This window comes from Mycobacterium sp. 360MFTsu5.1 (assembly GCF_000383495.1).
GTDB classification, from domain to species: domain Bacteria; phylum Actinomycetota; class Actinomycetes; order Mycobacteriales; family Mycobacteriaceae; genus Mycobacterium; species Mycobacterium mucogenicum_B.
In genome coordinates, this window is record NZ_KB911463.1 from 119,511 (window position 1) to 133,446 (window position 13,936).

Consider the following 13,936-nt stretch of genomic DNA (forward strand, 5'->3'; position numbering starts at 1 on the left):
CGGCCCCGCGCAGCCGCGTCTAGTGTTCGACCCGTCACGCAACTGATGGACTGAGTTCATCACCGGGAAGAGGACTTTCGTGAACAAACATGCTGCGCGCATCGTCGGAGTTGTCCTGTTCGGTTCCGCACTCGCCACCACGACCGGTGTCGCACACGCCGATGACGTCATCGTCCGTGACGCCAACGGCGTGCCCTGGAGTTGGCCGACCGAGGCGTCGTGCATCAAGGACGGGCCCGACCAGCACCTCCAGAACAGCGCTGACGACGCCTTCCTCAAGTACTGGTACTGCCTCCAGCACGACGACGGTCTCTGGTACCTGCACAACACCGAAAGCCTGACCGCACAGGTGGGCTGACGCCGCGTCCGCGCCCGCACATCCACCACACACCCAACACAGATAGGAAACGATGTCGAAGAAGATTCTGATCACCGGAGCCAGTTCGGGATTCGGTCGCGGAGCCGCGATCGAACTCGCCCGCCTGGGGCACCAAGTCGTCGCAACCGCCGAGGCTTGGCCACTGGTTCGCAGCCTTCGGGCCGACGCTGCCGCCGCCGGGGTCACGCTCGAGGTGATCAAGCTCAATCTGCTCGATGAGATCGACGTCGACCATGCGGGCAGCTTCGACCCGGACATACTCGTCCTCAATGCCGGGGTGATGGAGAGCGGATCTGTCATCGACATTCCGCTGCAGCGAGTGCGAGAGTCGTTTGAGATCAACGTCTTTGGGCACCTGGCGCTGGCGCAGAAGATCGTGCCGAAGATGGTCGCGCGCGGGTCCGGAAAAGTGGTATGGACCTCATCGATGGGCGGAATCCTGGTGATCCCGTTCGTCGGCGTCTACTGCGCCACCAAGCACGCCATCGAGGGCATCGCCGGCTCGATGCGTGCCGAGCTGGAGCCCTACGGCGTCAAGGTCGCCACGGTCAATCCAGGCGTCTTCGGCACCGGATTCAACGACACCGGGGCTGAAAGCCACGTGCAGTGGTACGACGCAGAGAAGGCCGTCATCCCGATGCCGGACTTCGGCGACAGCCTCGCCGACCAGTACGACCCGCAAGAGATGATCGACGCGATGGTCGAGATCATCCCCGCAGAGGACCACCTGTACCGCACGATGCGCCCACTGGCCACGATCGACGTCGCGAAGCAGTGGCAGGAATCGGAGTGGACCCAGAATGCCTGAGCTCACCCTCGAATACGCGCATCGCCTCATCGCCCGGGGCGCCAACTCCGCGAAATCCAAAGGCATGCAGGCGGTTTTCGCCGTTCTGGACAAGGGTGCGAATCTGGTGGCCTTCTCCCGCATGGACGGCGCCTGGCTGGCATCCAACGAGCTGGCCATCGCTAAGGCACGCACCGCGGTGATGTTCCAAGCGCCCACCGACACCCTCAGCACACCACTGCAACTCGGGGTACCGCAGCTGCATTTCGACCACATCCACCACGGCGGGCTGCTTCTGGTCGGCGGCGGCATACCGCTGTTCGACGGAGCCGGCGAACTGATCGGCGGTCTGGGCGTCTCCGGTGGCACACCGGAGCAGGACGCCGCCCTGGCCGTCACGACCGCGAACGACGCAGGCCGCTGAAAGCAGCCCCGGCTCGGGGGTCCGGGGCTGCCGAACAGCGATCGTTCGCGTGACAGCTGCCGCTATCGCTGAATCCCATGTTGTCCGACAACAGATCCCGCCACGCTTCACGCCACCATCGCGGTTCGGGGCCGAGCGGACAATCCGGTGATCGGGTGACTAGTCTGGAAGGCCATCATTAGTGCGAATTCTCGAGGGCGTCGCGATCGGTGACAGGGCGTTGAATCATGCGTCAAAGCTGGATGGCTAGGCGGCTGATCATCACACTCCGCGTCGGTCGAGCAAGCAAGGCATCGCCTCAAACCCAGGTTCCACGCCGATGCCACGGCAGCCACTCCCCCACAAAATAGACCCGTGCATAGAAAGTTCGCCAAATAAATGTCCCGCCGCATCTCACAAATTGAGCAAGACGCTCACAATTGACCAAGCAGCTCGTCGAGCGCTTCCCATAGATCGCCTTTGGGTGTAAGCGTCCCTTGATACCAGTCCCAGGCCCTGCCGAGGCCATCGCTCACGTCGAGGCATAATCCACCACCGGCACCGTCACGACAGATTTCAACCAAATTTCGTATGTCGGGCTGACTACCTTCTCCTCGAAATCTAAATTCTGAGGGATCGCCAAACTCTGCTGGCAGCAAGAAGCTACTACTTGGGCTAAGTCCAGCTCCGCCACAGTCATCGTAAAAGCCGTCATGGATTTCCAGATAGAAACTCTGCAATTCTGATGGAATGCCGTTCCAATACACCGGACGGTCGTCCCGGTCCAGCGGCAGTGGCCCGAATCTGGTATCGAACACACTTCCATTATCTGTATTGCGTAGAACGTACAGCAGAAGTGGCCGCTGTCCACTCACGTCCGCTGCGCCTGTGGAGACCATGCGCGCAATAAATACATCGAGGCCATCTTGCGTCATTTTTTCAGTCAGTCGTGGCAGTCGTCGCGCGATGACGGGCTGCCATACGCGTAGGGCCCGTTCGACTGCGTCCCGGCCGTCGGCTGCATTTGCATCGAGCCACCATTGAGGCACACTTCCGGACGCGACGTCGTCGTTTTCGAGCAGGTCGATACGGTGGCCACCGATTCTTTCCCTGATGAACAGTTGATAATCCGCCCTGAGTGTCACGTTTGTTCATCCTTCATGCGCGAACGGCTTCGACAGCTTTCTGAAAAATGTGCTGGACGAACGCGACATCGATCTTAGGAAGATCGCTCGCGGCCGGTCCAGCGGTTGCGCTCACAGCCACAATATGTCGATCATCAACCAGCCCAAGATAGACGTATTGATCCACCACACGACCACTGTGGTCATCGAAGTCGGTGACGATATGCGTCCCGACAACCGTCATGTTGGCGATCGTAAGTGCCGGCGCCGGCACGATGGTTCCGTTGACGTCACCGGGTCGACTGAACGTGGCGTAGGAGCAGTCGGCGTTGTCCGGTGCTTGGTACGACTGCGGATACTCTGCCGCCGAGACGCCAATAGTCTGCCCGCCCGAACGCGCAGTTATCGATTCGATCGACTGCCCAACTACATCTCCAAGGCGCTGCAATCGTGCGCCGCATTGCGGTGGCCGGACCGTCAACCCGGCGGCGGCGTGCCGGTTCTTGTCTACATCCTGCTGAGTGACGACGGCTTGTGGATTCGTTCGAACTGCCCACCCAGAAGGGAACTCGTGCGAAACCCGGTGAACACCGGAGATCGAGGCAGACTTGCCTCCACCCGGGTGCGATGTCGGCTCTGACTTGTTTGTGCATGACATCGTGCTGCACAGGATCAGCGGGGCGAGCAACGCGGCAGAAGCCCGGTATCCGGTCATGCCTGCGCCCCCTGGGCAACCAGTGCAGCAAGGCCCAGTACCCCGCCCACAACGAGTGCTCCGATGCCAGCTAACGCTCCGACTGGATCACCGATCGGTGTCGACGCGATGATAGGCACCTCGAATGGGTCGCTCGCAGGAGGCGCAGGCCGTGGAGCCGACGTCTCCGGTGGACTCGTCCGAGGGCTGTTTGGAATCCTCGGAACAGCCGTGTGATCGGGGCTGCTTGGCGGAGCTGGCGTCGCCGGTTCAGCCGGCGCCTGGCTGGGCGCCTGGTTGGGTGCTTGACTGGGCGGTGCAGTCGGGTGCTGTTGTCTCTGCGGGTCTTGGTTTGTGGGGCTCGGCTTCGGCGCCGTTCGCGTGTCGCGCTGACGCTGGGCAACCTCGTCCAGCACTGCCTGGGTCGCATCCTTCTCCTTCTTGCACCAGTCACCGGAAACATCATCCGGAACCGGCTCACCCTTGACAGTTGTCCACTGGCTGGGCAATTTGTCTTTCCGGGAACGGTTGAATACCGACGGGTTCGGATACAAGTTAGCCAGCATATCCGCGATCGCCACCTGATCTTCCAACGGCAGCCTCCTAAATTGTGGCAGCTTTACCAAAGCCCTCAACGGGATAATGTGGTCCACGTCCCAAGTGATATATGTACCGCCGTTGCCATAAATCCCGCTTTCAATTCGGTTGATTTCGTCCCTGATTTCGGGACCAAATTCTCCATTTTTCATCCGCTTCCGGATCCCTGCGATCAGTCTCCGCGCTTCCGGCTCAAGCTTGTCGTACGCGTCTTGCTGCTCTTTGAGCTCCTGCTCGAGCTGCTCAGGCGTGAGATTGCTGTAGTCCTGCGGACCGAATATGGGGTTCGGCTCGCAGTCATTTTGCTTCCGTTGCTCTTGGTCGGAAGACGGTTCTTGTTGCTGCTCTTGTTCAGCCGGTTGCTGTTCCGATTGCTGGCTCGGCTGCGGCTGCTGGCTTGGTTGTTGAAGCGGTTGGTCGTAGTCGGGTGGCTGTTGGCCGTTGGCCGGCTGCAGTTGCTGGGAATTGCTCTGCTGGGAGTTGGACTGTTGTTGCGGCGCTTGAGCGGGTTGCTCGGCCGGGTTGTTGATGTCAATCCCGTTGCCCTGGTACGGGGCCGGGTAGGAGCCGCCGTTGTATGGCGCGGGCGCGTCGGGCATCGCCGGCGGCTGCATCGGGAACGGTGGTCCGCCGCCATCGCCACCTGAGCCGCCCGATCCGCCGCCGGGAATACTGGGTTGGGCAGTCGCCCCAGGCAGGGCCGCGATGGTGGAACCATGGTCATCGCGGGTTGTCGTGACGAGCGCCGCCAATAGCAGCGTCGCGATCGACACAATCACCAGTACCCTTCGGTACCCGTATACGCCGAACCCCGGCGGTTTCATTGGTGTCATCGCGGTGTCCCTCCCCTGAGAACCACTTCTCAATACGTCTGCTGCGGTTGCCAGGTCGGAATCAGCCGGGTCCGCCGGCCATGTTCGCTTTGACCCAAGCGACTTCATCGGATGCGGTGCGAGTGCAGGCGTCGTAGTCGTCGCCGGTTTGGCCGAACACCGTCACGCACGAGATGGACATATGCGCTAGCAGCCGATCGTTGCAGGAATCCACGGACGTGCTCGTGGGAGTGCTTGCGAGGCAGAGTTGTTGGGTTTGGCAGGCGGCCACGAAATTCGCTGAACGGCCGTCGCTGGAGGTATACGCGTCGGGGCCGCCTTGGCAGTGCCCGGAGTGCCGCTGCGCATACACGGTCGGGTCGACACCGTCGGGGCGGTGCGCCCCGGGCGGGTCGGTCACGTACCCCGCCGGGTTCGGTGGCGTCACCGATCCGGTAGGTGTGCCGGCGGGTAGGCCGGCCCAGTTCTGGCCGGGCGCCCCGGTGGTCGCGGCGTCGGATGCCCGATAGGACAGGCTGATGGTGACCGGGAACGCGAAAACGCTTGTCGGGCCCAGATCGACAGTCAGATTCGACTGTCCTGGTGGGAAGCCCGGCCCCAGTGTGGGGGTGACGCCGACCAGCGCCTGGCTGGCGTCGGTGGCAGCCGGAATGCTGAAAGTGCCGATGACGCGGGCCGGATTGCCCGGTGCGGCATCGGTTTCCACCAGCACGACGTTGTTGCCTTGCCGCAGATGCGTCGCCGCTGGGAGTTTGATTCCGAATGGGATTGTCGATGCGGCGAACACGGTCTTGCGGGTGACGGTGATGTCGACGCCGCCGCCGGCGTATGGGATGACTTGGTAGTCAACATCGTTCGAGCCGTAGATGGCACCACCGCCGGGCAGCCAGGCCGCCGGACCCAAGGTCACCTCGCCCGGGAGATGGATCGCGATCTGGCGGTTCGGGTGCGCGGTCGGGGCGAAGATGCCGTCCTTAGCCCACATCGGCACCGTCACCGTGCCCCGCTCCCCCTGCGCCGCCAACGGACGTTCCATCCCGGCAGTCTCTCCTTGCGGAGTGGTGGAGGAAACCCGCGCCCCGCCAATGGGATTCACGCGGCCCGGATCTTCGGGCATCGGCCGCTGGATCGGCAGCGGAACCGGCGGCCGCGACACCGACCCTGGTGCGGGGGGACTCGGTGCCGGTGCCGCGGGGTCCGCGCCGGCAATGCCGGTAGATACACCACCGGCGCTGACCATCGTCAGGGTCATCGCTGCCGTGATGGACGCACAACGACGGGCGCCGCGCAGCCGATGTCCTGAACGTTGTAGGTGTGCCACGATCACAGGTCCTTCGGTTCGCCGTAGAGAGTTTGAGTGTCGTTGCCGTTGTCGGTGCGCACCCGGATCGTGGTGTAGGACTGGATTTTCACCTGACCGCCGCAGCCGTCGGCTTCGATGTTCTGCTCCCGCAGATTCGACACCGCGTGCATGCTGCGCAAGCTGATACGGTCCAACGGAACTTGCGCCAGCCCACCAGGTTTGAGCAAGACCCGGATATGCCCACCCAAATGCTCCTGCACGCCGAGGGTGGCCCCGGCCGACGCGCCGCCGAACCCGCCACCGCCGCCGCCTCCGCCACCAGCACCGCCTTGGCCCTGCCCGTAGCCACCGCCGTACACCTGGCCGTTGATCTGCTGATACGGATCAATCCCGGCATCCACACCGACCTCGACACCAGGCGAGGAATCGGTACGGCATCCCACGAAATAGCCCGACTCCAACTGCGCGTCCTGAATCACCGCACCCCCCGTGCCGGTGATGCGCGCCTCTGAACGCAGGGTGACGCGGGCCTGCCACGAGTTGCTGGCGCCGGCCAGGTTGTCGATGTGATTGATCACCTCGTTGGTGGTGTTCACATCCACCACCCAGCCGTCATCGGTAACGAACTGCGTCCACCGATCGGGCATCGGCTGCGGATCGGCGACGGCCATACCCGCCGCGGATACACATCCAGCAACAGATACAGCGAACACCATCGACGTCGCGGCCACACGCCGCGACGAACGTCCAACTACGACCATGCACGAATCCCCCTGTGAAGACCAGCCTCAAGCCCCCCGGCTCGCTTGGCCTTTCACGTACTACGGCGAACGATCGCATAAGCTGACTGATGCGTCAACCCGTACGCGTACTCAAAACGAAGCAAATCAGTTAATCGACCTAATGGAGATCGATTAACTCGACTCCTGTGTCACACTCGGTTCATCGCAGACTTCTGGGGAGGAAAATATGCGGACCGTGATGCGGGCTTGTGTGGTGATGTTGGGGGTGGCCGTCTCGGGGATGACCGCGCCGGTGGGGGCCGCGGCGCCCGGCGACCAAGGACCGGGGCTGGTGGCGGTGCAGTGCCAGGTGTGGGCGAGCAACGGCTTCGGGATGGGCGGCATGCCCGGTATGGGCATGGGTTTCGGTATGAAGCAATGGGCGGGCACCGTTATCGGGCGGGGCCCCGACGAGGGTGCGGCACGCGCTGACGCCGAACGGCAAATGTGGGGTCCGTACGGGATGTCACCTGAGCTGCGCGATTGCGTGCCCGCATAGATTCGACATCAGGGAGGCTGGCGCCGATTGAGTGTTGTTGCGGCGCAAACTGTTTGAGAGGGCCTGGTCAAGCCGTGGTTGTTTTTCGGTGGACACAATCACGATCCGGGCGTTGCTGTCACGCGGCGAGAGAAGCGCTCAACCGCAACAACGACGCCAGAATGCTGTCCTGATCGGTTTCAACGAGAAACAATCGAACCCAACTGACGCTGGGTTCGAAGGTCGAACATTTGGCGGTGGCGGAGGGATTTGAACCCCCGGTTGGGTTTAACCAACTCTCGCTTTCAAGGCGAGTGCATTAGGCCGCTCTGCCACGCCACCGCCGAACAGCCTAAGGGGTCCGGGCCCGAACAAGCTCAGAGGGTCCGTGTGTAGCGTTGCGGCTATGCGCGCCATCGTCGTCGAATCCCCAGGTCAGCTGGCATGGTCCGAGGTCCCGGACGTAACGGCCAAAGCGGGCGAGGTCGTCATCGACGTCGCGGCCGCCGGAGTGAACCGGGCCGACCTGCTGCAAGCCGCGGGCCTCTATCCCCCGCCGCCGGGCGCCAGCGACATTCTCGGGCTGGAGGTTTCCGGCGTCGTCTCCGAGGTCGGTGCAGGCGTCGGGAACTGGGCTGTCGGTGACGAGGTGTGCGCCCTGCTGGCCGGCGGCGGCTACGCCGAGAAGGTGGCCGTGCCCGCGGCCCAGGTCATGCCGATCCCCGCGGGGGTGAGCCTGCAGCATGCGGCCGGTCTGCCGGAGGTCGCCGCCACAGTGTGGTCCAACCTGTCCATGACCGCGCATCTGCGGTCCGGCCAGCTGGTGCTGCTGCACGGCGGCGCCAGCGGCATCGGCACGCATGCGATCCAGGTCACGCACGCACTGGGCGCCCGCGTCGCAGTCACCGCGTCACTCGAAAAGCTGGAGCTGTGCCGTGAACTGGGCGCCGACATCCTGATCAACTACCGCGACGAGGACTTCGTCGAGCGGATCACCGAGGCGGGCGGCGCCGACGTCATCTTCGACATCATGGGTGCGGCGTACCTGGACCGGAACATCGACGCACTCGCACCCGACGGCCGCGTGGTGATCATCGGCATGCAGGGCGGCGTCAAGGGCGAACTGAACATCGCCAAGCTGCTGGGCAAACGGGCCGGCGTCATCGCCACCGCGTTGCGCTCCCGCCCGCTCGACGGGCCGTCCGGCAAGGCTGCGGTGATTTCCGAAGTCGTGCAACATGTTTGGCCCATGATCGCCGACGGCCGGGTGCGGCCGATCATCGGCGCCGAGCTGCCCATCGAGCAGGCGGCGGCAGCCCATCAGCTTCTGCAGGCGGGCGCCGTGTCCGGGAAAGTGCTTCTGCAAGTCAGGGATTGAGCTTGCCGAAATTGACCCCAGGGCAGTTTCGAGGCCGGTTTTCCGCCACCAGGTCACGCACGCGGCGATACCCGCGCTGATTCAGCGGGCACGGCCAAGAGGCCGAAAGCGCAACGCCCTGAACGCAGCATCAATCAAGACAGATAAGTTGGCGCTGTGACGTTCACGTACACCGCGCCGGTCCGCTATCTCGAGGTCGACCAGCAGGGCGTGGTCTTCAACATGTGGTACCTGGCTTACATGGACGAGGCCTTCGGCGCGTTCATCGCGCAGACAGCGTCGTGGCGCGACATCTTCGAGGTGGGCGTCGACGCCCAGGTGGTGCACACCGAACTGGACTGGTCGGGCTCCCTGAAGTGGGGCGACCAGATTCACGTCGACGTCACGGTGCCGGCCCGGGGACGCACGTCGTTCACCGTCGAATTCCTCATCCACGCAGGCGATTCCACGCACCCGATCGTCACCGCACGGACCGTCTACGTCTGCATCGCGACCGACGGCTCCGGGAAGGTCGAACCTCCGCAGCTGCTGCTCGACGCGCTGGACTACGCGTAACTAGCCGAGCGACGCAAGCGCCCGGACGAGCTGGTCCACTTCGGCGGTCGTCGTGTAGTGACCGAGACCGACCGTCACGGCGCCGCCGATGTCATTGACGCCGATGGCCTCCAGCACCCGGGAGTTGCCGTCCGACACGGCCAGCACGCCGTTGTCGGCGAGCCGGCTGATCACGGTGTCGGCCGGCACACCCTGGACCGCGAAGCTCAGCACCGGAATGGCGGCCTCGGGTGCGCCGAGCACCATGACCAACGGCAACGACCGCAGCGAGTTGCGCAGGTACCCGAACACCCGGCCGAGATAGGCCTCCGCCGACTGCATGGAGCGCGCGAGCCGTTCGCGGCGCGTGCCGGTGGCCGCGTCGTCGAGGTTGGCCAGGTACTCGATGCTGGCGACGACGCCACCGAGCAGTCCGAACTGGTGCGCGCCGACCTCCAGGCGCGCGGCGCCCGTGGCGTTCGGATCCAGTGACACCGTCGCCAAGGTGTCGATCATCGCGGGGTCCCGGAACACCAGCGCACCGATCGGCGGGCCGCCCCACGCGATCGCGTTGAGCGCCACCACATCGGCGTCGACGTCATTGATGTCCAGCAGGCGGTAGGGCGCGGCCACCGAGTGGTCGACGACGACCATGCCGCCGTTCTCGCGCGCCATCTTGGTCACGGGCCGCAGATCGGTGACGGTGCCGAGCTTCGACGACGCCGACGTGATCGCGATCAACCGGGTCGGCCGGGTGATGAGCGTCTCCCACTGCCAGCTGGGCAGTTCGCCGGTCTCGATGTCGACCTCGGCCCACTTCACCTTGGCGCCATAGCGATTCGCGGCCCGCAGCCACGGTGCGATGTTGGCCTCGTCGTCCAGGCGGGTGACGACCACTTCGTAACCCAAGCCCGACCGCGACGCGGATGCCTCGGCCAGCGAGTTCAGGAGGACAGCGCGGTCCGCGCCGAACACCACGCCGCGCGGGTCACCACCGACGAGATCGGCGACCGCCTGTCGCGCGGCGGTCAGGACCGCGGCGCTGCGCTGCGCGGCCGGGTGCGGCCCGGCGGCCGACGACATGGATCCGCGGAAGGCGGTCGAAACAGTGGTCGCTACCGAGTCCGGCAGCAGCATGCCGGTCGGCGCGTCGAAGTGCACCCAGCCGCCGCCCAGTGACGGGTGCAGACCGCGCACCCGGGCGACGTCGTATGCCATGCCATGCCAACCTTCGAGCGATTCAGGCCTGCCAGCCAAATTTTTCCGGCGGGCGCGCCCCGCTGCACGCCGGCGAAAGCCGGGCCACCCGAACAGCCATACTAGTGCAGTGAGCTTGGCGTCCGGCGTCCTTGTCGCCCTGTTGATCATGGTGGTCCCTGGAGCAATCACCGCACGTGTAGCACAGCTAACCTGGCCCGTTGCCATCGCAGTCGGCCCCGCAGTGACCTACGGCATCGTCGCATTGGCCGTCGTCCCACTCGGTGCCGTCGGCGTTCCGTGGAACGGCTGGACGGCTTTGCTGTCATTCGTCATCGTGGTCGCAGTGGTGGCCGGACTTCGTCGTGCGCTGCGACGCTATCGGGACACCGCGGCCGAGGCCCTCGCGATCAGCCGCGGCCCGGCCCTGTTCGTCGCGGCGGGCATCATCGTCGGCGCGACGGCAATCGCAATTTCAGCAATCCTCGGCATGCCACATTGGCAATCCATTCCGAGCACCTGGGACTCGGTCTGGCACGGCAACACCATCCGCTGGATTCTCGACGTCGGTCAGGCCTCGCCCACCCATATGGGTGAGCTTCGTAACGTCGAGACGCACGCGTTGCTGTACTACCCGTCGACCTTCCACGCCCTGGCCGCCGTCTTCTGCCAACTCACCGGCGCCGCCCCCGCGACGGCCTACACCCTGCACTCCCTGGCGGCCTCGATCTGGCTGTTCCCCGTCAGCGCGGCGAGCCTGACGTGGGCCATGGTCCGGCCCCACGCCTGCCAGCGCTGGAGCGCCGGAGCCGCCGCCGCGGCGGGCGCGCTGGCGGCGTCGTTCACCTCGGTTCCCTACGTCGAATTCGACGTCGCCGCCGTCCCCAACCTGGTGGCCTACGGTCTCGCCGGGCCGACGACCGTGCTGATCATGTCGTGCCTACGGCACCGCGACCGGATCCCGGTGGCCGTCATCGCCCTGATCGGCGTGTTCTCCACCCACATCACGGGCGGCGTCGTCGTCGTCACGTTTGTCGGTGCCTGGTGGCTGTGCGACACCCTGCGGCATCCGGTGCGCGGCCGGCTCGCCGACTTCCTGACCCTGCTCACCGTCGCCGTGCCGTCGCTGCTGCTGTTGCTTCCCCAGTTCATCGGGGTGCTGGCGCAGGCCGACATCATCGTCGGACACGCCTTCGTCACGCACCAGACCCGGCTCCGGGTGCTGTTCAACGCCATCGTGCAGCACACGCGCCACCTCAACGACTACCCGATTCAGAACATGCTGATCGCGCTCGGCGGCATCGGCGGTCTGATCCTGCTGCTCAAACGCGTCTGGTGGCCGGCGTTCGTGTGGGTGGTGCTGATGGTCGCGATCGTGCATTCCGGTGCGCCGTTCGGCGGCCCGATCGGCGCCCTCATCGGGTCGTACGCCGACCTCTACTACAGCGACCCGCGCCGGCTGTCTGCCGTGGTCACCCTGCTGATCACGCCGTTCGCCGGCATCGCGCTGTTCGCGATCATCAAGTTCGCCGTCGACTGGCTGCGGAAGCGGGCACCCCGCACCGAACGGTTCTGGGCCGTGGTGACGGTGGCCCTGCTCGCCTTCTCGACCGTCGGCCTGGCCTGGCACTACTTCCCGCGGCACCGCTACCTGATCGGCCAGAAGTACGACCGGATCATGGTCAACGACAAGAACCTCGAGGCCTTCGCCTACCTGGCGACACTGCCCGGCGCCAAGGACACCTTGATCGGCAACGCGAACACCGACGGCACGTCGTGGATGTACGCGGTGGCCGGGCTGCACCCGCTGTGGACCCACTACGACTACCCGCAGCAGCAGGGCCCGGGCTACCACCGCTTCATCTTCTGGGCCTACGCCGACGACGCCGACACCGATCGGCGCATCGCGGAGGCCGTGCACGCCCTGAACATCCGGTACGTGATCACCAGCTCGACCATCGTCAAGGGGTTCGTCATGCCCGACGGACTAGTGTCGCTGGATAAGTCGAAGTCGTGGGCGAAGATCTACGACAACGGACGGTCCCGTATCTACGAGTGGCGCGGCGACACCGCCGCACCGGCGAACAGATAGGAACACTGCAGGCATGACGCTGAAACCAGAAGACGACGACGACAACATCGAGGTCATCGGCGGGGACCTGGCGTTGGGCGGGGAACCGGGACAGGACCCCGACCACGGCGACGAAGGCAAGTCGCTGACCGACCTGGTCGAGCAGCCGGCCAAGGTCATGCGCATCGGCACCATGATCAAGCAGCTGCTGGAAGAAGTGCGCTCCGCGCCGCTGGACGAGGCCAGCCGGAACCGCCTGCGCGACATCCACCGGTCGAGCATCCAGGAGCTCGAAGACGGCCTGGCCCCGGAGCTGACCGAGGAGCTGGAGCGGCTGTCGCTGCCGTTCTCCGAGGACAAGGTGCCGTCGGCGGCCGAGCTGCGCATCGCGCAGGCCCAGCTGGTCGGCTGGCTCGAAGGCCTGTTCCACGGCATCCAGACGGCCTTGTTCGCGCAGCAGATGGCCGCCCGCGCACAGCTCGAGCAGATGCGCCAGGGCGCCCTGCCGCCCGGCGCCGACGGTGGCCGCGGCCCGTTCCAGTCCGGCACCGGTCAGTACCTGTAGACCGTGTCCGAACCGCATATCTCCACGCAGAACGCGTGGGTCGAATTCCCGATCTTCGACGCCAAGTCCCGTTCGCTGAAGAAGGCCTTCCTAGGCAAGGCCGGTGGCGGGATCAACCGCAACGAATCGAATGTCGTTGTGATCGAAGCACTTCGGGACATCACGATGTCGCTCAAGATGGGTGACCGGGTGGGACTCGTCGGGCACAACGGCGCCGGCAAGTCGACGCTGCTGCGTCTGCTGTCGGGCATCTACGAACCGACGCGCGGTTCGGCGACCGTCCGCGGCCGCGTGGCCCCGGTCTTCGATCTGGGTGTCGGCATGGATCCGGAGATCTCCGGTTTCGAGAACATCATCATCCGTGGCCTGTTCCTCGGGCAGACCCGCAAGCAGATGCTGGCCAAGGTCGACGAGATCGCCGAGTTCACCGAACTCGGCGAGTACCTGTCGATGCCGCTGCGCACGTACTCCACGGGTATGCGCGTGCGCCTGGCCATGGGCGTCGTCACCAGCATCGACCCCGAGATCCTGCTGCTCGACGAGGGCATCGGCGCCGTCGACGCGGAGTTCCTGAAGAAGGCGCGCACCCGGCTGCAAGCCCTGGTGGAACGCTCCGGAATCCTGGTGTTCGCAAGCCATTCCAACGAATTCCTGGCCCGGCTGTGCCAGACCGCGATGTGGGTCGACCACGGCACCATCCGCATGACCGGCGGCATCGAGGACGTCGTGCGCGCCTATGAGGGCGAGGACGCGGCCCGGCACGTGCGCGAGGTGCTCGAAGAGAACGAGCGCGAGCGCCAGGCGTGACCGA

15 protein-coding genes and 1 tRNA gene are annotated in these 13,936 nt (G+C 65.0%); 9 read left to right on the top strand and 7 right to left on the bottom strand.

Annotation, left to right across the window (positions count from 1 at the left end; all coding sequences use genetic code 11):
* Positions 1 to 100: 100 nt before the first annotated feature.
* From H289_RS0104150 to H289_RS0104160, 3 genes are read left to right on the top strand one after another with little or no spacing between them, the layout of a single operon-like run.
* Entirely contained in the window at positions 101 to 358 is a 258-nt protein-coding gene (locus H289_RS0104150) for a hypothetical protein (RefSeq protein WP_110772325.1), read from the top strand.
* A gap of 52 nt (positions 359 to 410) precedes the next feature.
* Positions 411 to 1,187 (top strand): SDR family oxidoreductase, encoded by a 777-nt coding sequence (locus tag H289_RS0104155; protein ID WP_020099491.1) that lies wholly within the window; start codon positions 411 to 413, stop codon positions 1,185 to 1,187.
* Positions 1,180 to 1,590, top strand: a complete 411-nt coding sequence (locus H289_RS0104160; RefSeq protein ID WP_020099492.1) for a GlcG/HbpS family heme-binding protein — start codon at positions 1,180 to 1,182, stop codon at positions 1,588 to 1,590. The genes H289_RS0104155 and H289_RS0104160 overlap by 8 nt, the downstream gene beginning before the upstream one ends.
* A gap of 413 nt (positions 1,591 to 2,003) precedes the next feature.
* Here the strand turns inward: H289_RS0104160 and H289_RS32810 are convergent, their stop codons facing one another.
* The 5 genes from H289_RS32810 to H289_RS0104190 form a co-directional block, all read right to left on the bottom strand.
* Positions 2,004 to 2,714, bottom strand: a complete 711-nt coding sequence (locus tag H289_RS32810; protein WP_138158612.1) for a hypothetical protein — start codon at positions 2,712 to 2,714, stop codon at positions 2,004 to 2,006.
* Positions 2,715 to 2,727: 13 nt separating this feature from the next.
* The gene (locus tag H289_RS32815; protein ID WP_155944024.1) at positions 2,728 to 3,408 is read right to left on the bottom strand and encodes a DUF5642 family protein; all 681 of its coding nucleotides are present in this window, start codon (positions 3,406 to 3,408) and stop codon (positions 2,728 to 2,730) included.
* Positions 3,405 to 4,817 (bottom strand): hypothetical protein, encoded by a 1,413-nt coding sequence (locus H289_RS32820; RefSeq protein ID WP_155944025.1) that lies wholly within the window; start codon positions 4,815 to 4,817, stop codon positions 3,405 to 3,407. Before H289_RS32820 ends, H289_RS32815 begins: the two co-directional genes overlap by 4 nt.
* 61 nt (positions 4,818 to 4,878) lie before the next feature.
* Positions 4,879 to 5,853: a hypothetical protein gene (locus tag H289_RS29690; protein ID WP_020099496.1), complete on the bottom strand. Its 975-nt coding sequence runs from the start codon at positions 5,851 to 5,853 to the stop codon at positions 4,879 to 4,881.
* A 287-nt stretch (positions 5,854 to 6,140) separates the two neighbouring features.
* Positions 6,141 to 6,881, bottom strand: a complete 741-nt coding sequence (locus H289_RS0104190) for an MspA family porin (protein ID WP_036420116.1) — start codon at positions 6,879 to 6,881, stop codon at positions 6,141 to 6,143.
* Positions 6,882 to 7,089: 208 nt separating this feature from the next.
* On the opposite strand from H289_RS0104190, the gene H289_RS0104195 reads away from it, so the two are divergent.
* On the top strand, positions 7,090 to 7,401 hold the full coding sequence (locus H289_RS0104195) for a hypothetical protein (protein WP_020099498.1): 312 nt from the start codon (positions 7,090 to 7,092) through the stop codon (positions 7,399 to 7,401).
* A 231-nt stretch (positions 7,402 to 7,632) separates the two neighbouring features.
* Here the strand turns inward: H289_RS0104195 and H289_RS0104200 are convergent.
* Positions 7,633 to 7,722: transfer RNA gene (locus tag H289_RS0104200), tRNA-Ser, on the bottom strand.
* A 64-nt stretch (positions 7,723 to 7,786) separates the two neighbouring features.
* On the opposite strand from H289_RS0104200, the gene H289_RS0104205 reads away from it, so the two are divergent.
* Both H289_RS0104205 and H289_RS0104210 read left to right on the top strand, forming a co-directional pair.
* Entirely contained in the window at positions 7,787 to 8,758 is a 972-nt protein-coding gene (locus tag H289_RS0104205) for an NAD(P)H-quinone oxidoreductase (RefSeq protein ID WP_020099499.1), read from the top strand.
* Between the two features lie 156 nt (positions 8,759 to 8,914).
* A complete protein-coding gene (locus H289_RS0104210) occupies positions 8,915 to 9,313 on the top strand; it encodes an acyl-CoA thioesterase (RefSeq protein ID WP_020099500.1) in 399 nt (132 codons plus the stop codon).
* On the opposite strand, the gene H289_RS0104215 is transcribed toward H289_RS0104210, so the two are convergent.
* The gene (locus H289_RS0104215) at positions 9,314 to 10,510 is read right to left on the bottom strand and encodes a cysteine desulfurase-like protein (protein WP_020099501.1); all 1,197 of its coding nucleotides are present in this window, start codon (positions 10,508 to 10,510) and stop codon (positions 9,314 to 9,316) included. It lies immediately after the preceding gene.
* Between the two features lie 109 nt (positions 10,511 to 10,619).
* Here H289_RS0104215 and H289_RS0104220 point away from each other — a divergent pair, with 109 nt between their 5' ends.
* From H289_RS0104220 to wzt, 3 genes are read left to right on the top strand one after another with little or no spacing between them, the layout of a single operon-like run.
* Entirely contained in the window at positions 10,620 to 12,581 is a 1,962-nt protein-coding gene (locus H289_RS0104220; RefSeq protein ID WP_029104773.1) for a DUF6541 family protein, read from the top strand.
* 13 nt (positions 12,582 to 12,594) lie between these two features.
* Positions 12,595 to 13,125: a bacterial proteasome activator family protein gene (locus tag H289_RS0104225; protein ID WP_020099503.1), complete on the top strand. Its 531-nt coding sequence runs from the start codon at positions 12,595 to 12,597 to the stop codon at positions 13,123 to 13,125.
* Between the two features lie 3 nt (positions 13,126 to 13,128).
* Positions 13,129 to 13,932, top strand: a complete 804-nt coding sequence (gene wzt / locus H289_RS0104230) for a galactan export ABC transporter ATP-binding subunit Wzt/RfbE (protein ID WP_020099504.1) — start codon at positions 13,129 to 13,131, stop codon at positions 13,930 to 13,932.
* Positions 13,933 to 13,936: the final 4 nt, after the last annotated feature.